At 69.1% G+C, this 22,973-nt stretch carries 17 protein-coding genes and 1 riboswitch; of the genes, 5 read left to right on the forward strand and 12 right to left on the reverse strand.

Annotated elements, in window-relative coordinates; translation table 11 throughout:
* Window positions 1-65 precede the first annotated feature (65 nt).
* Window positions 66-992: a hypothetical protein gene (locus E0H45_RS03975; protein WP_131334899.1), complete on the forward strand. Its 927-nt coding sequence runs from the start codon at window positions 66-68 to the stop codon at window positions 990-992.
* Here the strand turns inward: E0H45_RS03975 and metH are convergent.
* The 3 genes from metH to E0H45_RS03990 form a co-directional block, all read right to left on the reverse strand.
* Entirely contained in the window at window positions 877-4,479 is a 3,603-nt protein-coding gene (gene metH / locus E0H45_RS03980; RefSeq protein ID WP_131334900.1) for a methionine synthase, read from the reverse strand. The genes E0H45_RS03975 and metH overlap by 116 nt on opposite strands.
* Window positions 4,480-4,501: 22 nt before the next feature.
* Window positions 4,502-4,578: riboswitch (S-adenosyl-L-homocysteine riboswitch) on the reverse strand.
* 69 nt (window positions 4,579-4,647) lie between these two features.
* Window positions 4,648-5,181: a TetR/AcrR family transcriptional regulator gene (locus E0H45_RS03985; protein WP_131334901.1), complete on the reverse strand. Its 534-nt coding sequence runs from the start codon at window positions 5,179-5,181 to the stop codon at window positions 4,648-4,650.
* Window positions 5,178-6,590, reverse strand: coding sequence for an MFS transporter (locus E0H45_RS03990; protein ID WP_131334902.1), 1,413 nt, complete (start codon window positions 6,588-6,590; stop codon window positions 5,178-5,180). The genes E0H45_RS03985 and E0H45_RS03990 overlap by 4 nt, the downstream gene beginning before the upstream one ends.
* A 136-nt stretch (window positions 6,591-6,726) precedes the next feature.
* Between E0H45_RS03990 and E0H45_RS03995 the strand changes: the two genes are divergently transcribed.
* Window positions 6,727-7,599, forward strand: a complete 873-nt coding sequence (locus tag E0H45_RS03995) for an NAD-dependent epimerase/dehydratase family protein (protein ID WP_131334903.1) — start codon at window positions 6,727-6,729, stop codon at window positions 7,597-7,599.
* 179 nt (window positions 7,600-7,778) lie between these two features.
* Here E0H45_RS03995 and E0H45_RS43575 read toward each other — a convergent pair whose 3' ends face one another.
* A complete protein-coding gene (locus tag E0H45_RS43575; protein ID WP_131334904.1) occupies window positions 7,779-9,398 on the reverse strand; it encodes a S1C family serine protease in 1,620 nt (539 codons plus the stop codon).
* Between the two features lie 83 nt (window positions 9,399-9,481).
* Window positions 9,482-10,039 carry a TetR family transcriptional regulator gene (locus E0H45_RS04005; RefSeq protein WP_131334905.1) on the reverse strand — a complete coding sequence of 186 codons (558 nt, stop codon included), beginning with the start codon at window positions 10,037-10,039 and terminating at the stop codon, window positions 9,482-9,484.
* Between the two features lie 96 nt (window positions 10,040-10,135).
* Here E0H45_RS04005 and E0H45_RS04010 point away from each other — a divergent pair, with 96 nt between their 5' ends.
* Window positions 10,136-10,966 carry an oxidoreductase gene (locus E0H45_RS04010; RefSeq protein WP_131334906.1) on the forward strand — a complete coding sequence of 277 codons (831 nt, stop codon included), beginning with the start codon at window positions 10,136-10,138 and terminating at the stop codon, window positions 10,964-10,966.
* 12 nt (window positions 10,967-10,978) lie between these two features.
* Here E0H45_RS04010 and E0H45_RS04015 read toward each other — a convergent pair whose 3' ends face one another.
* A complete protein-coding gene (locus tag E0H45_RS04015; protein ID WP_337590400.1) occupies window positions 10,979-12,142 on the reverse strand; it encodes an epoxide hydrolase family protein in 1,164 nt (387 codons plus the stop codon).
* Window positions 12,143-12,184: 42 nt separating this feature from the next.
* Between E0H45_RS04015 and E0H45_RS04020 the strand changes: the two genes are divergently transcribed.
* Both E0H45_RS04020 and E0H45_RS04025 read left to right on the forward strand, forming a co-directional pair.
* A complete protein-coding gene (locus E0H45_RS04020; RefSeq protein ID WP_131334907.1) occupies window positions 12,185-13,129 on the forward strand; it encodes a helix-turn-helix transcriptional regulator in 945 nt (314 codons plus the stop codon).
* A 28-nt stretch (window positions 13,130-13,157) separates the two neighbouring features.
* A complete protein-coding gene (locus E0H45_RS04025) occupies window positions 13,158-13,982 on the forward strand; it encodes an alpha/beta fold hydrolase (protein ID WP_131334908.1) in 825 nt (274 codons plus the stop codon).
* Between the two features lie 8 nt (window positions 13,983-13,990).
* Here the strand turns inward: E0H45_RS04025 and E0H45_RS04030 are convergent, their stop codons facing one another.
* The 6 genes from E0H45_RS04030 to E0H45_RS04055 all read right to left on the reverse strand — a co-directional run bounded on the left by E0H45_RS04030 (window position 13,991) and on the right by E0H45_RS04055 (window position 22,944).
* Window positions 13,991-15,616 (reverse strand): phospholipase C, encoded by a 1,626-nt coding sequence (locus E0H45_RS04030; protein ID WP_131334909.1) that lies wholly within the window; start codon window positions 15,614-15,616, stop codon window positions 13,991-13,993.
* A gap of 20 nt (window positions 15,617-15,636) precedes the next feature.
* Window positions 15,637-16,848, reverse strand: coding sequence for an iron uptake transporter deferrochelatase/peroxidase subunit (gene efeB, locus E0H45_RS04035; RefSeq protein ID WP_131334910.1), 1,212 nt, complete (start codon window positions 16,846-16,848; stop codon window positions 15,637-15,639).
* Window positions 16,845-17,963, reverse strand: coding sequence for an EfeM/EfeO family lipoprotein (locus E0H45_RS04040; RefSeq protein ID WP_202872189.1), 1,119 nt, complete (start codon window positions 17,961-17,963; stop codon window positions 16,845-16,847). Before E0H45_RS04040 ends, efeB begins: the two co-directional genes overlap by 4 nt.
* A gap of 124 nt (window positions 17,964-18,087) precedes the next feature.
* Entirely contained in the window at window positions 18,088-18,996 is a 909-nt protein-coding gene (locus tag E0H45_RS04045) for a ribonuclease Z (RefSeq protein WP_202872190.1), read from the reverse strand.
* Window positions 18,989-19,957 carry a pyridoxal-phosphate dependent enzyme gene (locus E0H45_RS04050; protein WP_131334911.1) on the reverse strand — a complete coding sequence of 323 codons (969 nt, stop codon included), beginning with the start codon at window positions 19,955-19,957 and terminating at the stop codon, window positions 18,989-18,991. The genes E0H45_RS04045 and E0H45_RS04050 overlap by 8 nt, the downstream gene beginning before the upstream one ends.
* Window positions 19,957-22,944 carry a glycine--tRNA ligase gene (locus E0H45_RS04055; RefSeq protein ID WP_165546352.1) on the reverse strand — a complete coding sequence of 996 codons (2,988 nt, stop codon included), beginning with the start codon at window positions 22,942-22,944 and terminating at the stop codon, window positions 19,957-19,959. The genes E0H45_RS04050 and E0H45_RS04055 overlap by 1 nt, the downstream gene beginning before the upstream one ends.
* Window positions 22,945-22,973: the final 29 nt, after the last annotated feature.

The raw sequence follows: 22,973 nt of genomic DNA on the forward strand, positions 1-22,973 counted from the left end.
GTAGGTGAACCCGCCGCGCCCCTACGCTTGCTGCGTTCCGCTTCCCTCACGAAGGAGAACACGCCGTGGCCACTGGCCTGGTCAGGACCGACGATCCGTGCGTCTCCTGGGGAGAGTCGATCGTCGAAGCCGTCAGCGAGACCACCGATCGCGTCGTCCGCTGGCGCGGCATCGACTTCGTCGTCCAGCCGAACGGCCGAGAGCCGAACGCGGTCCACTCGCTTCGGTCGAACGACAGTCCCCTGTTCCTGCCGGAGGAGCTGGCCGACGCGGTCCGCCGGTACGACGCCGGTAAGCCGAAACGGGGCGATGCGGAACGGTTGGTCCGGGCCACCGGGCACACGATGTCGCAGTCGGCCGGCTTGAGCAGCCCGCTGTTCGACAACATCGGCGGGCTCCACGAGCAGGAGGCCGTCCTGGACGGCGCGCTGGCCGACGTCTGGACCCAGGAACGACTGGCCGACCTCTGGCCGAAGACCGACTCCGGAAGGTTCCTCCCCGCCGACGAGGTGCCGGACTTCGCCTTCGCCGGCCGGAACCCGGCGGCGGCCGCGGCAGCACGGGACCTGATGACGGAGATCGTCCGGCAGCAGGGCCCCGGCGCACCGGTCGGACCTGAGGACTACGCCGCCCTCTCCGAGGCGTTGATCGCGACGAAACCCGAGGAACGGTTCGGCGAGGTCCTCAAGCTGCTGCCGGGCACCGACGAACTGTCGCCGTCCGACACGTTCTCGGCCGAGGCCGCCCTCCGCAGGGGCTTCGCCGAGGCCGTCGCACAGGGCGACCCGTCGCTCGCGGCCACTGCCGTCCGGAGGGCGTCGGAGCGGATCGACCCACAGCTGCGCCGGCTGGTGGAGGATCCTGCAATGGCCCCGGTCACTGCGGGTCGTACGCCAGATTCGGCCGGAGCCAGCGTTCGACCTCAGCGACCGGGAGATTCCGCCGTACGGCGTAGTCCTCGATCTGATCGCGGCCTAGGCGGCCGACGCTGAAGTAGCGCGACGCCGGGTGCGCGAAGATCAGACCGCTCACCGCCGCGGCCGGCGTCATCGCGAACGACTCGGTCAGCCCGAGGCCGATCTTGTCCGCCGCGAGCAGCTCGAACAGCTCCTGCTTCTCGCTGTGGTCCGGGCTCGCCGGGTACCCGAGGGCCGGCCGGATGCCGCGGAACCGCTCCGCGTGCAGGTCCTCCAGCACCGGCTGTACGTCGGGCTCGAACCACGCCCGCCGCGCCTCCAGGTGGATCCACTCCGCGAACGCTTCCGCCAGCCGGTCGGCCAGCGCCTTCACCATGATCGCCCGGTAGTCGTCGTTGCGTTCCTCGTACGACTTCGCCAGCGCCTCCGCGCCGTGGATCGCGACTCCGAACCCGCCGAGATGATCACCGGACGGCGCGATGTAGTCGGCGAGGCAACGGTTGTCCCGCCCGGCCGGCTTCGCGGTCTGCTGCCGCAGCATCGGGAACGACCGGTCCAGCCCGTCGAGGATGATGTCGTCGCCCTCGCTGTGCGCCGGCCAGAACCCGTACACGCCGTCGGCGGTGAAGGACCCGTTCGCGATGATCTCGTCCAGCAACGTGTTCGCGTCGTCGAACAGCTCCCGCGCGACCGGCTGATCCAGGATCGCCGGGTACTTCCCCTTCAATTCCCAAGCCAGGAACAAGAACTGCCAGTCGATCATCTCGCGCAGCGTCTCGATGGATGGCGACACGTACCGCAGCCCGGTGAACTCCGGCACCGGCAACTCGCCGTACTCGACTGTCTCCTTGTTCGCCTGCGCCTCGGCCAGCGTCAGCATCGGCGCGCGCTGCTTGTTCGCGTGCTGCTCGCGCAACCGCTCCTGCTCGATGCTGTTGCTCTTGGCAAGCTCTACGGCGCGGTCGGCGTCGAGCAGATCGGACACCACACCAACGACGCGCGAGGCATCCAGCACGTGCACAGTGGTGTTCTCGTACGCCGGTGCGATCCGGACGGCGGTGTGCTGCTTGGAGGTCGTCGCGCCACCGATCAGCAACGGGAGCTTCAGCCCGCGCCGCTGCATCTCGTCGGCCACCGACACCATCTCGTCCAGTGACGGCGTGATCAGCCCGGACAGGCCGACCGCGTCCGCGCCCTCGGCCACCGCTGTGTCGAGGATCCTTGCCGCCGGCACCATCACGCCGAGGTCGATCACCTCGTAGTTGTTGCAGCCGAGCACCACGCCGACGATGTTCTTGCCGATGTCGTGGACGTCGCCCTTCACGGTCGCGAGCACCACCTTGCCCTGGCCGCGGACGGCCTCGGCGCGGCCCTCGAGCCGAGCCTGCTCCTTCTCCGCCTCCATGAACGGCTCCAGGTAGGCGACCGAGCGCTTCATCACCCGGGCGCTCTTCACCACCTGCGGCAGGAACATCTTGCCGGCGCCGAACAGGTCGCCGACCACCTTCATGCCGTCCATCAACGGGCCTTCGATCACTTCCAGCGGCCGCGGCAGCTTCTGCCGGGCCTCCTCGGTGTCGTCCTCGATGAAGTCGACGATGCCGTGCACGAGCGCGTGCGACAGCCGCTGCTCGACTGTGCCCTCACGCCAGGTCAGGTCGACCTCGCGCTGCTTGCCCTTGCCCTTCACGTTCTCGGCGAAGGCGACCAGGCGGTCGGTGGCGTCGTCGCGGCGGTTGAAGATGACGTCCTCGACCAGCTCCAGCAGGTCCTTCGGGATGTCCTCGTAGACCGCGAGCTGACCGGCGTTCACGATTCCCATGTCCAGGCCGACCTGACCGGCGTGGTACAGGAACGCGGAGTGCATCGCCTCGCGGACGATGTCGTTGCCGCGGAACGAGAAGGACAGGTTCGAGATACCACCGCTGATGTGGACGCCCGGGCAGCGTTCCTTGATCAGAGGCAACGCCTCGATGAAGTTCTGCGCGTAGCCGTTGTGCTCGGACATGCCGGTCGCGACCGCGAGGACGTTCGGGTCGAAGATGATGTCCTCGGCCGGGAAGCCGATCCCGGTCAGCAGGTCGTACGCGCGGCCGCAGATCGCCACCTTGCGCTCGACGGTGTCGGCCTGGCCCTGCTCGTCGAACGCCATCACGACCGCGCCGGCGCCGTAGCTCATGATCCGGCGGGCCCGGTCGAGGAACTCCTCCTCGCCCTCCTTGAGGCTGATCGAGTTGACCACGCCCTTGCCCTGCACGCATTTCAGGCCGGCCTCGAGCACGGTCCACTTCGAGCTGTCGACCATGATCGGGATCCGGGCCACCTCGGGCTCGGTCGCGATCAGGTTCAGGAACGTGGTCATCGCCTGCTCGCTGTCGAGCAGGTCGGCGTCCATGTTCACGTCCAGCAGGTTCGCGCCGCCGCGCACCTGCTCCAGCGCCACGTCCACCGCGGCCTGGTGGTTGTCGCCCTCGATCAGCCGGCGGAACTTCGCCGACCCGGTGACGTTGGTCCGCTCACCGATCATCACGAACCCGGTGTCCTTGCCGATCTTGAACGGCTCGAGCCCGGAGAACCGGGTGGTGAGATCAGCGGGTACGACGGTGCGCGGCGGCAACGGCTTCACGGCGGCCGCGATCTGCTTGATGTGGGCAGGCGTCGTACCGCAACAGCCGCCGACGATGTTGACGAGACCGGACTGCGCGAACTCCTCCAGCATGCCGGCGGTCTCGTCGGGCGTCTCGTCGTACCCGCCGAAGGCGTTCGGGAGGCCGGCGTTCGGGTGCGAGGCGACGTACGTGTCGGCGAACCGGGCGAGGTCCGCGACGTGCGGCCGCATCTCGGCGGCGCCGAGCGAACAGTTCACGCCGACGACGAGCGGCTTGGCGTGCTCGACCGAGCTCCAGAACGCCTCGACGGTCTGCCCCGACAGGGTCCGCCCGCTCAGGTCGACGATCGTCACCGAGATCCACAGCGGCAGGTCGGGCGCGACCTCGCGGGCGGCGGCGACGGCGGCCTTGGCATTCAGGGTGTCGAAGATCGTCTCGATCAGCAGCAGGTCGACGCCGCCCTCGGCGAGCGCCGCGATCTGCTCGGCATACGCGTCCTTCACCTGCTGGAAGGACACTGCGCGGTACGACGGGTCCTCGACGCGGGGGCTCAGCGACAGGGTGACGTTCAACGGGCCGATCGAACCGGCGACGAACCTACCTCCGAACTCGTCGGCCGCCTGGCGGGCGAGACGCGCGCCGGCGACGTTCATCTCGCGGACGTACTCCTGCAGGCCGTAGTCGGCCTGGCCGATGCTCGTCGCGGTGAACGTGTTCGTGGTGGTGATGTCCGCGCCCGCCGCCAGGTATTGCCGGTGGACGTCGAGGATCAGATCCGGCCGGGTCAGGTTCAGCACGTCCGGGTCGCCGGTCACGTCGTGCGTGTGGCTCCCGAAGCGATCGCCCTGGAAATCGGCGGTCTGTAGCTTCGCGCCCTGCAGCATCGTGCCCCAGGCACCGTCGAGGACCGCGATCCGCTGATCCAGCAGGTCCCGCAGCGCGGCTTCACTCATCTGCCAACCCCTCCAGAAGAACTCTCCGGAGGCGCCCTTGCATCAGTGCTCCAGGTCGAGCGTGGCGGACCTGGGTCCGTTGCAGCGCCTCTCGGCCTGGATGCCCCATGTTAGTGGCGTCACACTCAGCACCAAGCGCTTTGTCCACATTGTAGGACGGGCGTTCAATCAGTGGATAAGTTGCTGGATCGCCGGGGCGTAGAGCCCGGCGACGGTCCCCAGGTCCGCGGTGGCGATCGGGCCGGTCTTGTCGATCGCGATCGCGGCGCCGAGGCCGAGCAGCTGCGCGGTGATCAGGCCCGCCCGGAGCTCGGCGTCCGGTCCGGTCAGCCGGGCGGCGAAGGCGCGGGTGACCTGGTCGCGGAAGTGCTCGCGGATCTGCGCCCGCTCGTCGGCCTTGCCGGCCGCGAACACGACCCGGACGAGCAGGTCCTGATCGTTCTCCCGGCGGTACTCGACGAGCGTGCGGACGGCGTGCTCGCCGAGCCGCTCGTTCGGTGCGGCGAGCAGCAACTGGGCCGCCTCGGTGAAGTCGGCGACCCGCTCGAACAGCGCTTCTTTGCCGCCGAAGTACTTGACGATCAGGGCGGCGCTGACACCGGCGTCCGCGGCGACCCCGCGGAGCGTGACCGCGTCGTACGACTCCCGTGCGAACGCCTTGCGCGCCGCGCGGAGGATCGTGGTCCGCCCCGGGTCGGTCACGCCGTCGTCACCTTGACCGGCACCGGCTCCGGCCGCCTCGCCGGGATGAACATGACCAGGCCCGCCGCGACCAGGGCCGAGATGCCCGCGATGACGAACACGATCAGGTACGCCGACAGCGCGGGCGCGACCCGGCCGCCCGAGGAGATCGTGACGCCGGCGAGCACGCTCGCGACGATCGTGCTGCAGATCGCCTGCCCGATCGTGCGCATCAGCGTGTTGAGGCCGTTCGCCGCAGCTGTTTCGGTCACCGGCACAGCATGCATGATCAATGCCGGAAGCGCCGAGTACGCAACGGCGGTTCCAGCGCTTACGACCGTTGCGCCGATCACGATCCCGGCGACATTGCTGCTGGTGAAGAGGCGGACGACGTACCCGGCGGCCATCAGCACCGACGCGATCGCGAGCGTGAACCGCGGGCCGCGCGCGCTCGAGATCCGGGCCGACACCGGCGAGAGCAGCACCATCGCGACACCGCCCGGGAGCAGGCACAGGCCGCTGACCACGATGGATTCACCGAGGCCGTAGCCGGTCCACGTCGGCTCCTGGACGAGTTGCGCCGTCGACAGCGAGTTGGCGTAGAAGGCGAAGCCGATCAGCAGGGCGCCGAGGTTCGTGAAGAGAACGGCCGGGCGCGCGGACACGCGGAGGTCGACGAGCGGGCTCTTCGTACGCAACTCGTACCAGCCCCACAGTGGGACCAGCAGGATCGCGGCGGCGGACAGGCCGGCGATCGTCGTCGTACTCCACGCACTGCTCTTGGAGACGGCGAGCAGCAGGCAGACCAGGAACGCGCTCAAGCCGACGGCACCGAGGATGTCGAACCGGCCCCTGGTGCGGATTGCGGACTCCGGCACGATCAGCAGGACCAGCACAACGTCGAGCACGCCGAGTCCGAGGTTGATCCAGAACATCGTGTGCCAGTTCGCGTACTCGACGACGAGCGTCGCGGCCGGGATGCCGAACGCGGCGCCGATGCCCAGGGTCGAGCTCATGATGGCGATCGATGGGATCACCCGGCGCGGCGGCAGCTCGTCGCGCAGGATGCTGATCCCGAGCGGGACGACCGCGACCGCGGCGCCCTGGAACGCGCGGCCGACGATCAGCACGGTCAGGTTCGAGCTGCTCGCGCAGAGCAGCGAGCCGACGATCATCGACGACAGCGCGATCAGCAGGACGCGGCGCTTGCCGTACATGTCGCCGGCGCGGCCGAGCAGCGGCGTGAACACCGCGCCGGTGAGCAGCGTGACCGTGATCAGCCAGCTGACGTCCGCCGCCGGGCTGTGCGTGATCGCGGGGAGTACAGGGAGCAGTGGCACGACGATGGTCTGGCTGATCGACACCAGTACGCCGCAGAACGCTAGCGCTGCCAGGACCAGACGTGGACGGGCAGCAGGACGGACGGTCAAGCGGAGTCCTCACGGGGGTGAACGGTTGTTTACCCAGGCATCGTAAACGCTTGTTCACCCCGATCGGAAGTGGCCCGGGAAACCGTTCACCAATTGGCCCAGCGCGACCGGTACCCGGTTCCCTACGGTGGGCAGCATGAGGATCTTCATCGCCGGCGCCACCGGCGCAGTCGGCCGCCGCCTCGTCCCCCTCCTAGCGGCCGAGGGCCACCACGTAACAGCCCTGAGCCGCCGCACCCACCCCGGCGCGGGTGGTGGCGTGACGACCGTTGTGGGGGATGTGTACGACGCGGAGCGGTTGCGGGACGTGGTTATGGCGGCTCGGCCGGATGTGGTGATGCATCAGTTGACCGATCTGGCGTCGCGGGACTTCGCCGCGAACAGCCGCATCCGCCGCGAGGGCACGCGCAACCTGGTGGACGCAGCCCTGGCCGCCGGCGTACGGCGGGTTGTGTCGCAGAGCATCGCGTGGGCATACGAGCCCGGCTCGACGCCCGCGGACGAATCCACCCCGCTCGACCTGCACGCCCCGGACGCCACCCGCCGCGCCACGGTCGAGGCGGTCGCGACACTGGAGGCGATCACCGCCGAAGCACCCGAGTGGGTCGCGCTCCGGTACGGCATGGTCTACGGCCCCGACACCTGGTACACCAAGGGCGCCCTGATGGCCGACCTCGCCACCACCGGCAACCTCCCCACCGGCCCCGACATCACCAGCTTCCTCCACATCGACGACGCCGCCACAGCCGCAGCAGCCGCCCTCACGTGGCCCACCGGAGCCGTAAACGTCGTCGACAACACTCCCGCCCCCGCCTCAACCTGGGCCCCGGCCTTCGCCGAATCCGTCGGCTCCCCCGCTGCAGCCGCGGACGGTGGGGCTGCGGGCGACGTACCGGATGAGGTGGCTGCTGCGCGTACGCCCTGGGCTCGTGGGGCGTCCAACGACTACGCCCGCTCGCTCGGCTGGTCACCTGCTCACCCGACCTGGCGTACCGGCTTCGGCTCCTGACTCGTCGAGTCGTGGTGTTTGGCTGGCGGCCCGGATCGCGAGTCGTGGATTGTGGTTGAGGTTCGGCGCCGATTCTCGCGACTCGGCGGGTGCAAAGAGACCGGGCCCGACGCTCCGAGGGGGAGGGGAAGCGTCGGGCCCGATCTGGGCGGTCCGCCGGCAGCGGGGGGGCGCTGAGGTCAGCGGACCGGGCCTGTGATGAGTTCGATGGTTGCCTTGTGGGTCTGACCGGACTGGTCGGTCCAGCCGACCTCGACCTTGTCGCCCGGGTGCTGCTTGTTGAGGAGCTCGGACAGGGTGTCGGGCGAGGTGACGGCGTGCCCGGCGAAGGAGGTGATCACGTCACCGGCCTCGAGACCGGCCTCGTCCGCGTGACCGTCCGCGACCACGTCGCCGACGACCGCTCCGCTGGTACCGGTGCTGGTCACGACCGAGATCCCGAGCATCGCCGAGTCGCCGATGTGTACGTCGGCCGACGCCTTCCCGTCCTCGATCTGCTCGGCGATGTCGAGCGCCTGGTTGATCGGGATCGCGTACCCCTCGGTCGTCGTCCCCGACCCATTGCCCTGCCCCGACCCGTCACCAGAACCGTTCCCGGACCCATCGCCCGAGCCGTCCCCGTAGCCGTTGCCCGAGCCGTTCCCGTAGCCGTTGCCGGAACCCGAGCCGTCACCCGAACCGGAGCCGTCGCCGAACGGGAAGCCGCCGGTGCCGTTCCCATCGCCGTAGCCGCTGCCGTTCCCGGTACCGGTGTTGCCGTCGCCCCAGGCCGCCAGCGTCGCGGTGGCGCTCTGCGCGGTGGACGCCGAGGTCTGCCCCGGACGACCCTGGCCGCCGTTGTTGCCGCCGTTGCCGGCCACGTCGACGCCGACCACCTCGCCGTTCGCGTTCGCCAACGGGCCGCCGGAGTCGCCGGCCTGGATGTTCGCGTCGGTCTGGATCAGGTCCTCCAGGTTCTCCGGGTCCTGGCCGTTCTCGTCGGTCGCGGTGATCGACTGGTTCAGCCCGGTCACCTTCCCGGCCGCGTAGCTCGGCGTGCCGCCGTCGCCACCCGCGTTCCCGATCCCGACCACCTGGTCGCCGAGCTTCACCTGGTCGGAGTTCCCGGTCTTCGCGGTCTCCAGCCCGGACGCGTCCTTCAGCTTCAGTACGGCGATGTCGTGATCCTCGTCGTACCCGACGACACTCGCGCTGTACGTCTTCCCGTTCCCGACGTCCGTCACGCTGATCGACGTCGCGCCCTCGATCACGTGGTGGTTGGTGAGGACCTCGCCGTCGGAAGTGAGCACGATCCCGGTGCCGGCCGCTCGCGCGTTCTCGTACCCGAGGACGGTGTTCACGTCGACCAGCCCCGGCGACACCTTCGCCGCCACGGCTGCCGGATCGAACGCCTGCTGCGACAGTTGCGAGCTGTTCGCGCCGGCGCGCTGGTCGATGCCCCAGGCAACCGACCCGGCGACCAGCACCGCGGCCAGCCCGAACGCCCCGGCGGCCAGCAGTCGCCGCCCACGCTTCTTCGGCGGCTGCGGCGGAGGACCGAACGGGTACGGCGCCCCGAACTGCGGCCCGTTCGGCGGACCGTACTGCGGACCGTACTGCGGCACCTGCTGGTACTGCGGATACGGCTGCGGCTGCCCATACGGCTGCCCGTACTGCGACCCTGGCTGCTGCTGCGCGTGCGGCTGCCCGTACTGCGGCCGCGGCTGCTGCCCGCCTTGCGGCGACTGCCCGCCGTGCTGCTGCCCGCTCTGCGGCGCCTGTCCGCCGTTGTACGGTCCCGGTCCAGCGCTCTCGTTCATCTGGTGTCGCCCTCCTCGGCAAGTTCCCTCTGCCTTCGAGTAGAGCTCGCCAGACTGAGAACTCCATCGGGCCCACCAATGAATCAGCTGAGAATCCGCTCCACCGCCATCACAACGGCCGTCCGCCGGAGCGACCGGTCCGGAAGCTCCGCGCCGTACTCCGGATTCATCGACGACCAGCTCGTCGCGATCGCCTGAATCAGCGACAGCAGACTGACCGGGGTGAACCGGCGCGACACCACCCGGCGCCGTATCCCCCGCTGGATCTCCTCCAGCCGGCGCTGATTGACCGCGACGATCGCTTCCAACGGCTGACCGTCCGGCCGCTCGAGCCGGTACCAGACCGACAGTCGGAGCCGGTCCGGATGCTCCTCGAAGTAGTCGAACACCCGGCCCGCGTACGACGGCAGGTCGTCGACGTCGAACCCGACCTCGTCCAGGTACTTCTCCACCGACGCACTGAACACCGCGTCGAACAGGTCGTCCTTGTTCCCGAAGTACGCGTACAGCATCGCCTTGTTGCACTCGGCCACCTCAGCGATCCGGCTGACCCGCGCACCGCCGATCCCGAGCGCCGCGAACTCCTCGGTGGCGGCCTCCAGGATGCGGGCCCGGGTCCGGTCTGCGTTCCGTTGCTGCATACCGGCAGCTTACCAACCAACCGGTTGGTTGATTTCTAACCAACCGTTTGGTTACATAGAGGACGTATCCAACCGAACGGTTAGTTAGGAACGACAATGAGCAAGATCTGGCTGGTCACCGGCAGCTCGCGCGGCCTGGGTCGCGCGCTGACCGAGGCAGTGCTCGCGGCCGGCGACCGCGTCGTCGGCACGGCTCGCAAACCCGAGCAGCTCGACGACCTGGTGACGAAGTACGGCGACCAGTTGCGGGCCGTCGCCCTCGATGTCACGGACGCCGAGGCCGCGCGCGCCGCCGTACGGACCGCGGTGGCGGAGTTCGGCGGGCTGGACGTGGTGGCGAACAACGCGGGTTACGCGAACAGCGCGTCGATCGAGGAGATGGCCGACGACGACTTCCGGGCGCAGGTCGAGACCAACCTGTTCGGTGTGGTCAACGTGACGAAGGCCGCCCTGCCGGTGTTCCGCGAGCAGCGCAGCGGGCACTTCCTGCAGTTCTCGTCGATCGGTGGACGGGCCGGCGGCACACCCGGCATGGGTGCGTACCAGACCGCGAAGTTCGCCGTCGAAGGCTTCTCCGAGGTGCTGAACAACGAGGTGCGCCCGTTCGGCGTGAAGGTGACGATCGTCGAGCCGGGCGGTTTCCGGACCGACTGGGGCGGCTCGTCGATGCAGCTCGCCGACGTGCACCCGGATTACGAGTCCACCGTCGGCGAGATGCACCGGCGCCGTCTGGAGACCGACGGCAAGCAGCCCGGCGACCCGGCCAAGGCCGCGCAGGCGATCCTCGAGATCGTCGGCCTCGACAACCCGCCGCTCCGGCTGCTGCTCGGCACCGACGCCCTCAAGCTCGCCGAGTCCGCGTCGACGTCCCGCGCCGCCGAAGCCACCGCCTGGGCGCACCTCACCACCTCAACCGACTTCAGCTGAGCGAACGCTGCACTACCCGCGGAGGTCGTGGAAGAACTCTCTGACGTCGGTGACCAGCAACTCGGGCTCTTCGAGCGCCGCGAAGTGACCACCGTGGTCAACCTCGGTCCACCGCGTGATCGTGTTCGACGTCTCGCAGTACTTGCGGATCGCGACGTCGTGCGCCATCGCAAGGACAGCGGTCGGCACACCCGAGTTCGGCCGCGGCGACCAGTCGCGCGGCTGCGCGTACCCGATGTAGGCCGCCGACCCGCCGGTCCCGGTCAGCCAGTACATCATCACGTTCGTCAGCAGCCGGTCCTTGCTGATGATTGCCTCGGGCAAGGTCTCGGCCGGGTACGTCCAGGCCTTGAACTTGTCCATGATCCAGGCCAGTTGCGCGACCGGCGAGTCGACCAGGCCGTAGCCCAGCGTCTGCGGCCGGGTCGACTGGATCGAGATGTAGCCGAACTCGTCCTGCATGAACTGCGCGATCCGCGCCATCTTGTCCTGCTCCAGCGGCGTCAGCGTCTGCAGTTCCTCGTCGGACATCTGCAGCGGCGGCAGGTTCGTCCCGCCGTTCGTGTGGACGCCGACGACGTGCTCCGGAGCGGCCCGCCCGACCTCGGGTGACACCGATCCACCCAGATCCCCACCCTGTACGCCGTACCGCTCGTAGCCGAGCTCGTTCATCAACGCTGCCCACACGCGCCCGATCCGCGGGAACGTCCAGTCGTCGTCCGCCGTCGGCCCGGAGAACCCGAACCCGGGCAGCGCCGGGATCACGACATGGAAAGCGTCCGAGGCCTGCCCACCAAAAGCGACCGGGTCGGTCAGCGGCCCGATCAGGTCGAGGAACTCGACGATCGACCCGGGCCAGCCGTGCGTGAGCATCAGCGGCAGCGCGTCCGGCTCCGCGGACCGGACGTGGATGAAGTGGATCCGCTGGCCTTCGATCTCGGTGGTGAACTGCGGGTACGAGTTCAGCTCCTTCTCGGCGGCGCGCCAGTCGTACGTCGTACGCCAGTACTCGACCAGCGACGAAAGCCAGGCGACCGGTACGCCGGTGTTCCAGTCGTCGCCGGGAAGCGGTGCGGGAAGCCGGGTGCTCGCCAGCTTGGCGGCGAGTTCGTCGAGCGTGCTCTGCGGGATGTCGATGCTGAACGGCTTGATCATGTCCACAACTCTGTCACCCACCTAGGACACCTTCAGTCCTAACAACCTGACAGAATTGAAAACATGATCGAGACCTCGGCACGACTGCTGAAGCTCCTCTCCCTGTTGCAGCAACCCAAGGAGTGGAGCGGCACCGCCCTGGCCGGCGAGCTCGGCGTCGGGGTTCGGACGGTACGGCGGGACGTCGACAAGCTCCGCAACCTCGGCTACCCCGTCGACGCCATCCCCGGTGTCGCCGGCTACCGCCTCGGCGCGGGCGCCGCACTCCCCCCGCTGCTGCTCGACGACGAGGAAGCGATCGCGGTCGCCATCGGACTGCGGGCCGCGGCGAGCGGGACCGTCGCGGGCACCGAGGAGTCGTCGGTCCGCGCGCTGACGAAGCTCGAGCAGGTGCTGCCGTCACGACTACGCCATCGGATCGAGCTCCTCCAGCAGATCGCCGTGACGCCCTCGGGCGGTCCGTCGGTGCAACCCGACGTACTGCTGGCGGTCGCGGCTGCGTGCCGGGACCATCAGCGGCTGCGGTTCGACTACCGCAACCACGACGGTACGGCGACCACGCGGACGACCGAGCCGCACCGGCTCGTGCACACCGGGCGCCGGTGGTACCTGGTCGCGTGGGATCTCGACCGCGACGACTGGCGGACGTTCCGCGTCGACCGGGTGGAGCCGCGTATCCCGACCGGCCCGCGGTTCACCCCGCGCGACGTACCTGATCTCGCGACCACGAACCGCGGCGTCGCGTACGGCGGCTACCGCTACCAGTCACGACTGCTCGTCCAGGCCCCGGTCGAGCAGGTCGCGGACAAGTTCGCGCCGAGCGTCGCCACGGTGACGCCCGTCGACGCGACGACGACGCTGGTCGAGACCGGGGCCAACTCGCTCGACGAGCTCGCGCTGCACCTCGGCCTGCTCGGCTATCCGCTCGAGATCCAGTCACCGCCGGAGCTGATCGACCACATCCGCGAGCTCACGACGCGCCTGGCGGCGGCGATTCCGGCGTCCTGACGGGGCCACGCCCCTGTACCGTTCAGGCATGCAGGATCGCTACGTCGAGACCGTGCTCGGCCGGATCCGGTTGCGCGTCGACGGGTCCGGACCCGCGATGCTGTTCTGGCCGAGCCTGTTGATGGACGGCACGCTGTGGTCGGCTCAGGCCGCGCATTTCGCGGACCGCTTCCAGGTGATCCTGGTCGATCCGCCCGGGCACGGCGGCAGCGATCCGCTGACCGGGCCGTTCACGTTCGAGCAGTGCGCCGAGGTGATCCTGGCGATCATCGACGACCTGCAGGTCGATCGGGTGCACCTGATCGGCAACAGCTGGGGCGGGATGATCGGCGGTACCTTCGCCGCGCTGCATCCGGACCGGATCGGCATCGCCGTACTGATGAACGCCACCGCGTCCCCGGCCGGACGACGGCAGAAGATCGAGTACGGCGTCCTGATCCGCGCGGCGCAGCTGCTCGGCGGGATGCGCGGACCGCTCACCGGGCCCGTGCGCGACGCCTTCCTCGGCCCGACCGCGAAACGCGAGAAGCCCGAGGTCGTTGCCACGGTCAACGAACTCGCACGCAAGGTGGACATCACGTCGGGGCGGCACGCCGTCATCAGCGTGGTCCCGCGGCGTCCCGATCAGCGCACGCTGCTCGGCAAGATCCGGACACCGGTCCTGGTGGTGGCCGGTGCGGAGGACGCCACCTTCCCGGTCGCCGAGACCGAGGAGATGGCGGACTCCATCCCGGGCGCGAGGTTCGTCGTACTCGAGCAGTCCGCCCATCTGGCGGCACTCGAATCCCCGCAAGAGGTCAACGCCCTGATCGACGATTTCCTCGCCGATCAGAGCGCGACCCCGTCTGGCTGACGAATGGCTTAGCTGACGACAGCCCCGGTCTTCGGGTCCAGGATCACCTTCTGCTTGCTCGGCCGCCAGAAGTTGAACATGCCGGTCAGGCTGCCCGCGCGCTGGTCGAACGAGTGGTCACCGATCCGGCCGGTCCGCCAGTTGTCCTCGATGAACTTCAGGACCGAGGTCTGGTCGGTCAGCGAGTGGTCGACGTAGTTGCTCTTGGCGTACGGCGAGACCACCAGCAGCGGCAGGCGCGGGCCGTAGCCGCAACGGTCGGCGTACCCGCCGGACACCGGAGCCTTGCCACACGTTGCCGACTGGTCGAGCGCCGCGTCCTTCGAGCCGTTCACCGTCAGGGGCTTCACGTGGTCGTACCAGCCGTCGGAGTCGTCGTACGCCAGGACAACCGCGGTCGACGACCACTCCTTCGACTTCTGCAGCTGGTTGATCTCCTTGACGACGAACGCCTGCTCGTCCAGCGGGTCGGAGTACCCGGCGTGGCCGTCCTGGTACTCGCCGGCCTTCAGGAAGCTGACCGCCGGCAGGTTGTTCGACGCCAGGGCTGCGTCGAAGTCCGACGTGTCGTACTGGTGGTTGGCCTGGTCGGTGTGACCGATGGCGGCCGTCGAGGTCGGCGGCAGGTGCTTCGGGTTCGCCGTCGACTTGTAGTACTGGAACGGCTCGTGGTGCGGGCTGTAGTCGTTCGCCGCGATACCGCCGATGTTGGCGTGCTGCGCGCCGCAGACTGCCTTGCCGTCGACCGTGCTGGTCGGCTTGAAGCCGCCCTGGAACCAGCCCCAGGTGACGTTGCGCTGGTTCAGCAGGTCACCGATGTTCTGCCCGTGCATCCCGGCCAGGTTGTTGGTCGACTTGCCGTTGTTGTTCGAGCAGTCGTCGTAGATCGGGTCGGGGTCGTTGGTGATGGTGCCGATCCCGTTCTGGTCCGGCGACTGTACGGCGTACGCGTCGGTGGTCGGCTGCCCCGTCTTCGGGTCGTAGGCCTGACCGCCGTGGGTCTGCCCGGAGATCAGGTTCAGCGCGCCCGGGGTCGACGGGCCGTACACCGTGTCGAACGAGTTGTCGCTCATCGCGTAGTGCTGGGCGTAGTTCCACAGCCCGGTGACGGTGTTGCCGTCGTAGTAGTCCATCACCAGGCCCGGCTCGCCGAACAGCACCGGCTGACCGGTGCACTTGTCGGTCTCGGTGTTCTCGACGAACTTGTCCAGCTTGCCGCCGTTGACCGCCTTCTGCTCCGGCCCATAGCCGTGGTTCTGGTCGCAGGTCAGCGCCTGCGACGGGGCCAGCCGCTTCGGGTTGTAGGCGTTCGGGTTGTCCGTCAGCAGCTTCTTGGACAGACCGTTCACCTTGGGCGTGTGCCGGGCCGCCGTGAACGGCGTACCGTCCGCGTTGGTCGCGTTCGGGTACGTCCCGAAGTAGTGGTCGAACGAGATGTTCTCGCCAAAGATCACCACCACGTGCTTGATCGGCGTGGTCGTCCCCGCCGGATGGTACGAAGCGGCGTCTGCCGCTGTGAACGCCGCGCCGGCGTTGGTCACCTGCTGGGCGGCGCCGGGGGCGCCACAGGCGGCCAGCAACAACCCCGTCGCGGCCGCGACGGCCGTGGCGGCGACAGGAAGTCTTGCGCGCATGCCTTCTCCTCCTGAATAACTCATCCGAGCAACGACCGCGCGAAGTGGTCGTTGCCGTCCCGAACACCGGGAAGCACGAAGAAATAGCCGCCGCCGACCGGCCGGATGTAGTCGACGAGAGGCTCGTCGGCCAGCCTGGTCTGCACGGCCTCGAACTGCCGGGCGATGTCCTGCTGGTAAGCGCAGAACAGCAGCCCCATGTCCAGGTCACCGACCGCGTCGGTGCCCTTGTCGTAGTTGTAGCCGCGGCGCAGGAACTGGCTGGCCGCGGTGTCCGCGGTGCGCGGGTTGGCCCTGCGGATGTGACTGGTCAGCGGAATCGCCCCGCCGGTCGGATCGGCCGGGTAGTTCGGGAGGTCGGTCTCGCTGCTGCCGTCCAGCGGCGCACCGGAGTCCCGGCGCCGGCCGAACATGTTCTCCTGCTCGCCGACCGACACCCGGTCCCAGAACTCGACCAGCATCCGGATCTGCCGCAGCACCTGGTAGCTGCCGCCCTCGGTCCAGGCCGGCTCGCCGTTGCCCTTGCCCACCCACACGAGCTTGTCGTGGTCGGCCGACGCCGGTTTGACGATGCCGTCCTTGAAGCCCATCAGGTTGCGCGGCGCGCCGGCTGGGCGCGGCGAGCTCTGGAAGCCGTCGACCCGCCAGCGCAACTGCATCGCGCCGCGCGTGTGCCGAGCGAGGTCCCGCAACGCGTGCAGCACGGTGTCGGTCTCCGACGCGCACAACTGCAGGCTCAGATCCCCGTGACACAGGCTGTCGTCCAGACTGTCTTTCGGGAACTCCTTCATCGCCGTGAGCTTCGCGGGCTTGCGATCCTTCAGGCCGTACCGGTCGTCGAACAGCGACGCCCCGACTCCGACGGTCACCGTCAGATCGTCGCCGGGCATCTCCGGCCCGAGTACGCCGGAATCGGCCGGCGGGGCCGTGATACCCAACGGCGGCAGCGCACCACCCGCGGTGAGCAGCCGCGCCCGATCGGTCAGAGTCCTGAACAGGTCGGTCAGCTCGCCCCGGTTCGCGGCGATCACGTCGAACGACGCGAAGATCGCCTGCTTCTGCTGATCGGTGGCTATGCCGGCCTGATGTACGCCGTGGAACGGCACGGACGTCGGCGTCGCTGCGTCAGCGCGCATCCCAGTCGCTGCCACAGCACCGGCCCCGGTGACTGCGGCCGCGCCCGCCCCGGCGAGTGCGCCGCGGAGGAAGGATCGGCGGCCGACGTCGCTCATGACCCCCTCCGGACTTCGCAGATCGCGGCGACCGGGGCGAGCTTCTCCAGCAGCTCCCCCACCGCACCGTTCAACTGTTCCCGGGTGGTCCGGTCCAACTGGTCGACCGGTGTGTTCCGGTGCGCGGTCAGCAGCGTGCGCACGCGGCTCTCCCACTTCTGCACCTCGGGAAGGTCGGGGTAGCGCGGTTTGAGGACCGGGTCCAGGATGGCCAGCACGTTCGCCGTGCCGTTCAGGTTCGCCAGCGCGGTGTTCAGCGACGTACCGCTGCCTTGGTCGTTCTCGCCGGTCAGCTCGAACTGGAGGGCGTTCTCCATGATCTCGTGGGCGCGCAGCCCGAGATCGTTCGGATCCACCTGCTCGTTGGGCAGATCCTTCTGCAGGCCGTGCACGTCGGCGGCCAACTGGTCCGCGATCGGCTTCAGCCCAGAGGTCTTGTGCCACAGGCCTTTCTCCAGCGGATGGAAACCGTTGGAGGGTCCATCGATCTTGTCGGCAAAGTCTCCGAAGGCGTCGTACGCCGCGCCGAGCGAGTTGTACGCAAGGTGCGCGGACAGCCAGTCGGTGCGGGCGGCGTCCAGGTTGCCGGCATCCACATCGGCGCGCAGCTTGTCCGTCTTGAGTGCCAGGTCCGCGATGCCGCGGGCGACCCCGGCCTGGTACTTCTTCACCAGCGGCAGCATGTCGTTCTTGGTGACGGGGACGACGGCAGGACCGCCCTGCGCGTCACCCGCCAGCGTGACCGTCGGCCCGGTGATCGCGTCGGTGTCCTCGATCAGGCAGCGGATCGCGTACTGCCCGGCGCCGAGTTGCACGTCCATCGACGCGCTCGTGTTCGGACCCAGGCCTTCCACTTCGCCGTACACCTTGTTGCTGCGGACCTCGACGAGGTCGACCTCGGCGGCCGCGTCGCCGGTGTTGTGGACGACGAGCGTCTGCCGGCCGGTCCTCGCGTCGGTCCACCCCTGTCCGCATTGGCTGCGGGACACGGCGATCCCGGACGGGCGGCCGGTCGCGTCGGCGGAACCTTCCCAGGGCCGCCAGACCGTGACCCCCGCCGCTGCGCTCAGAACGACCAATGCGACAGCCGTCGGCACCGGACGGGGAGTGCGCACGACAGGTCGCTCCTGAAGATCGGCAATTTACATTCGCCGGTAATGCTAATCCTGGGATCGCCCGGGTTCGGGCTTGTTCGCCGGTCCGTCACGCATTGTTCGTCCGCTACGCCTACCGGTTCGGTTAGCGGCGAGCCGGAACTGAGAGCCGGCTGAGATCGGAGGCGACCACGATCTCGCCGGAGAACTCCGCCGCGGCCTCTTCGTAGAAGCGTTCCGGCTCGAGGTAGCGCTGGGAGAAGTGCGTGAGGACGAGCTTGCGGACGCCGCATTCGGCCGCGACCCGCGCGGCCTGACGGGCGGTCAGGTGACCGAAGCGGCGGGCCAGTTCGGCTTCGGACGACAGGTACGTCGACTCGATGACGAGCAGGTCGGCGCCGTCCGCGAGGCGCAGGACGTTCTCGCACAAGCGGGTGTCCATGATGAACGCGAATCGTTGCCCCGGCCGCAGCTCACTGACGTCGTCCACGTGCACAGTGCGATCGCCGAGGTCGAGCGATCCGGCTCGGTGAAGCCGGCCGACGTCAGGCCCGGTCACGCCGTACGCCGCGAGCTTGTCCGGGAGCATCCGGCGTCCGTCGGGCTCGATCAGCTGGTACCCGAACGACTCGATCGGGTGCTCCAGGCGCCGCGCCCACAACTGCCCGAACGATCCGACGGACAGCAGCCCGTCCTCCTCGATCGGCTCCTCGAGCAGCTCGGCCCGCTCGAAGAACGACGCGGCGTATCGCAACCGCGTGAAGTAGGTCTGCCCCGATGCCGGATAGTGCGCCCGCACCGGATGCGGTACGTCGTCCAGCGACAACCGCTGCACCACTCCCGGCACCCCGAGACAGTGATCGCCGTGGAAGTGCGTCACGCACAGCCGCGTGATCGCCCGGGCCGCGAGCCCGGCGTAGATCATCTGCCGCTGCGTCCCCTCGCCGGGATCGAACAGGAACCCCTCGTCGTCCCAGCGCAGGAAGTACCCGTTCTGCGTACGTTCCCGGGACGGCACCTGACTGCCGGTCCCGAGTACGACGAGCTCACGCAAGGGCAGCCACCAGCGTGGAGGACGACATGTTGCCGCCGCAGGACACGACCGCGACACGCTTCCCGGCCAGTTCGGTACGTCGTGCGCTCGCCGCCGCGAACGCCAGCGCGGCCGAGCCTTCGATCAACTGGTGCTCGGTGTCGATCACCGTCCGGAGCGCCTCGCGGATCGCGTCCTCCTCGACCAGCACCCAGTCGTCGACCAGTTCACGACACAGGTCGAACGTGATACTCCCCGGCTCGACGCTGCCCGCCGTACCGTCCGACAACGTCTGCCCGGCGTCGACCTGCACGATCTCGCCGGCCCGTACCGAGGCCGCCATCGCGTCGTCGACGGCCGGCTGCGCGCCGTACACGCGGATCCCGGGCAGGTGCTTCTTGAGCACCGCGGCGACCCCGCTGATCAGCCCGCCGCCACCGACCGCGACGACGACCGCATCGAGTGACGCACCGGCCAACTGCTCGACGATCTCGACACCGACCGTCCCCTGCCCGGCGATGATGTCCGGGTCGTTGTACGGCGGGACGTACGCCAGCCCGTGCTCCGCGGCGTACGCCCGGGCCTTGATCTCGAGCACACCGGTGTCGTTGCCCTCGGCCCGTAGTTCGAGACCGAGCCGGCGCAGCGCCGCGACCTTGCCCGGCGCGGCGTTCTCGGGCAGGTAGACGATGCCATGGCCCCCGAGTGTCGCGAGCGCGTTGCCGACGCCGAGCCCGTGATTCCCGGTGGACGCCGTGATCACGCCCGCCGCACGCTCCGCCTCGGTCAGCGTGAGGATCTTCGCCAGCGCACCGCGGGCCTTGAACGATCCCGTCCGTTGCTGGTGCTCGCACTTCACGAGCACCTCGGCGCCCAGCTCGTCGCTGAACGCGCCGTAGCGGACGAACGGTGTCGGCGGCAGGTGCTCCCGCAGGGCCGGCGCGACGCGCTCGGCCCGTGCGGCAGCTTCCGCGGGGGTCATCACTCCGCGGCGTTGAGGCTCGTGCCGAGGGCCTGCCAGTCGAGGACCGGTGCGGCGAGCTTGCTGATCGTTGCCAGCAGCCCCAACCGCGCGGCGCGGATCTCCGGCTCCTTCGCCATCACGAGGATCTCGTCGAAGAACGCGTTCACCGGCTCGACCAGGACCGACGCGGTGGAGACGAAGTCGCCGAGCCCGGTCGGCGCCTGCCCGATCTTCTGGACCGCCTCGTGCAGCACGACCTCGGCGGGCTCGGTGAGCTTGCCGGCGTCGTACTCCGCCTCGGTGCCTTCCGGAACGATCCGGCGGACCCGCTGGAGTACGGCGACCAGGTCGGCGAAGTCGCTGTTGCCGACCAGGCCCTGCAGGGTCTTCAGCGTCTCGTCCGCGACCACCGGGGCAGTTGCCAATGGCAACACTGCGGCGACCTGGAGGTGGTCGTCTCCGCGGTCGATCAGCTGCTGCTCGTACCGCCGAACGGTGAAGTCGGCGACCTCGTCGAGCGAGTCCGCCGGTACATCGATGCCTTGCGCACCGATCTCGTCAGCGGCCGCCTTCAGCCCGACCGGCAACGTGATCGCCCGCAGCTCCGGGTGTTCGCGGAGGATCGCGACCACACCGGCAGCGGCCCTGCGCAGCGCGAACGGGTCGGAGCTTCCGGTCGGCTTCGCGCCGATCCCGAACAGACCGGCCAGCAGATCGAACCGGTCGGCGAGCGCGAGCAGCGAGCCCGGGGTCGTCGACGGGACGGGGTCACCGGCCGACCGCGGCAGCTCCATGTCGTACAGGGCCTGTGCGACGGCCTCGGTCTCTCCGGCGCGCTTGGCGTACTCGCGAGCCATCGTGCCGGCCAGGCTGGTCAGCTCGACCACCATCTGCGAACCGAGGTCGAACTTGGCCAGTTCGGCGGCCCGCTTCAGTGTCGTCAGGTCGTCGCCGTCGAGGTCGACGGTGGACGCCAGCTTGGTAGCGATCCGCCCGATCCGGCCGGCGCGGTCGGCCATCGAGCCGAGCCGCTCCTCGAAGGCCAGCTTCTCCAGCTCGCTCTTCATCGACTCCAGCGGCGTCTCCAGGTCGGCCCGCCAGAAGAACGCGGCGTCCTCGTAGCGTGCCCGCAGTACCGCCTCGTTGCCGGTCCGGACCCGGTCCTCGTCGACCGAACCGTTGGCCACGGCAACGAAGTGCGGCAACAGCTTGCCGTCACCGTCGCGGACCGGCAGGTAGCGCTGGTGCTTGCGCATCACGGTCGTGAGGATCTCGCTCGGCAGGTCCAGGTAGTCGGCCGCGAAGCCGCCCAGGATCGGCGTCGGCTCCTCGATCAGGTTGACGATCTGGTCGACCAGCGCGGACTCGCCGTCGACGTCGACCGTACCGCCGACACCCTTCGACAACTCAGCCGCGGCCTCGATGATCTGCGCCCGCCGACGAGCCGGATCGGCTTCGATCCCGTGGATCCGGAGCAGGTCCAGGTAGCCCTCGGCCGACGCGATCTCGACCTTCGGCTGCGCGGCGGTCCGGTGCACCCGCGTCGTCCGTCCGGCCGCGAGGCTCGAGACGGAGACCGGGACGATCTCGTCGCCGAGCAGCGCGACCAGCCAGCGGATCGGGCGGGTGAACGACAGCTTGGCGTCGTTCCACCGCATGTTCTTGTCCGAACGCAGGCCCGCGACGATCTCGCTCAGTACGCCGCTCAACACCTCGGCCGCACCGCGGCCCGGATCCGGCTTGGTCACCGCGACGTACTCGACGCCGTCGACATCCAGGTCGTGCAGCTCGGTCGGCTCCACTTTCTGACCGCGGGCGAACCCGGCGGCGGCTTTGGTGAGGTTGCCGTCGGCGTCGTACGCGGCCGCCTTCTTCGGACCACGCACCACCCGCTCGGCATCCGGCTCACCGGCCTGGACGGAGGCGACGAAGGCGACCACGCGGCGCGGGGTTGCGTACGTCGTGATTGCGCCGTGCTCGAGCCGCGTCGCGGCCAGCTTCTCCTCCAGCGCAGCCTGCACCGCCGCGGCGGTCTTCGTGACCTCGGACGGCGGCATCTCCTCGGTGCCGATCTCGAAGGTCAGCTGCCGGGTGCCGGTGCTCGCCGGGAACTCGGTCGGCTCCTCCGCGGCCGGCGGCAGTTCAGCCAGGCCCAGCGGGTGCTTCAGCTCCTCGCGGCGCTCGGCCCACAGCCGCGACACCTCGCGGGCCAGGGTCCGCATCCGGCCGAACGCCTTGGCGCGTTCCGTCGTACTGACGGCACCGCGGGCGTCGAGGACGTTGAACGTGTGCGAGCACCGCAGGACCTGGATGTGCGCCGGCACCGGGAGGCGGTCGTCGATCATCCGGCGGGCCTCGTTCGCGTACTCCTCGAACAAGCGCTTCTGCGATTCCACGTCCGCGTCGTCCAGGTAGTACCGGCTCATCTCGTACTCCGCCTGGCCGAACGCCTCGCCGTACGAGATGCCCGGCGCGTAGGCGATGTCCTTGAAGTGCGAGACGCCCTGCAGCGCCATCATGATCCGCTCGATGCCGTAGGTGATCTCCACCGACACCGGGTCGAGCGTCATCCCGCCGGCCTGCTGGAAGTACGTGAACTGGGTGATCTCCAGACCGTCCAGCCAGACCTCCCAGCCCAGACCCCAGGAACCGGTCGCCGGGTTCGCCCAGTTGTCCTCGACGAACCGTACGTCGTGCGCGTCGATGTCGATTCCGAGCGCGGACAGGCTGTCCAGGAACAACTCCTGTGGGTTACCCGGGTCCGGCTTGAGCACCACCTGGAACTGGGTGTGGGTCTGCAGGCGGTTCGGGTTCTCGCCGTAGCGGCTGTCGTCCGGCCGCACACTCGGCTCGACGTACGCCACCCGCCACGGCTCCGGACCGAGCACCCGCAGGATGGTCGCCGGGTTCAGCGTTCCGGCACCGACCTCGGTGTTGAACGGCTGCACCATCATGCAGCCTCGGTCGGTCCAGTACTTCGTGAGCGCGATGAGCGCGTCCTGCATGGTGAGCACAACAAACCTCAAGCCATCTT

Source organism: Kribbella soli (assembly GCF_004331345.1).
Taxonomy (GTDB): domain Bacteria; phylum Actinomycetota; class Actinomycetes; order Propionibacteriales; family Kribbellaceae; genus Kribbella; species Kribbella soli.

Excerpts from the sequence above, each read along its gene's own strand:
- E0H45_RS04020 (WP_131334907.1), top strand. The coding sequence starts at position 12,185 with ATGATCGAGACCTCGGCACGACTGCTGAAGCTCCTCTCCCTGTTGCAG.
- E0H45_RS04010 (WP_131334906.1), top strand. The coding sequence starts at position 10,136 with ATGAGCAAGATCTGGCTGGTCACCGGCAGCTCGCGCGGCCTGGGTCGC.
- E0H45_RS04025 (WP_131334908.1), top strand. The coding sequence starts at position 13,158 with ATGCAGGATCGCTACGTCGAGACCGTGCTCGGCCGGATCCGGTTGCGC.
- metH (WP_131334900.1), bottom strand. The coding sequence starts at position 4,479 with ATGAGTGAAGCCGCGCTGCGGGACCTGCTGGATCAGCGGATCGCGGTC.
- E0H45_RS04055 (WP_165546352.1), bottom strand. The coding sequence starts at position 22,944 with ATGCAGGACGCGCTCATCGCGCTCACGAAGTACTGGACCGACCGAGGC.
- efeB (WP_131334910.1), bottom strand. The coding sequence starts at position 16,848 with ATGAGCGACGTCGGCCGCCGATCCTTCCTCCGCGGCGCACTCGCCGGG.
- E0H45_RS04005 (WP_131334905.1), bottom strand. The coding sequence starts at position 10,039 with ATGCAGCAACGGAACGCAGACCGGACCCGGGCCCGCATCCTGGAGGCC.
- E0H45_RS04050 (WP_131334911.1), bottom strand. The coding sequence starts at position 19,957 with ATGACCCCCGCGGAAGCTGCCGCACGGGCCGAGCGCGTCGCGCCGGCC.
- E0H45_RS04030 (WP_131334909.1), bottom strand. The coding sequence starts at position 15,616 with ATGCGCGCAAGACTTCCTGTCGCCGCCACGGCCGTCGCGGCCGCGACG.
- E0H45_RS03995 (WP_131334903.1), top strand. The coding sequence starts at position 6,727 with ATGAGGATCTTCATCGCCGGCGCCACCGGCGCAGTCGGCCGCCGCCTC.
- E0H45_RS43575 (WP_131334904.1), bottom strand. The coding sequence starts at position 9,398 with ATGAACGAGAGCGCTGGACCGGGACCGTACAACGGCGGACAGGCGCCG.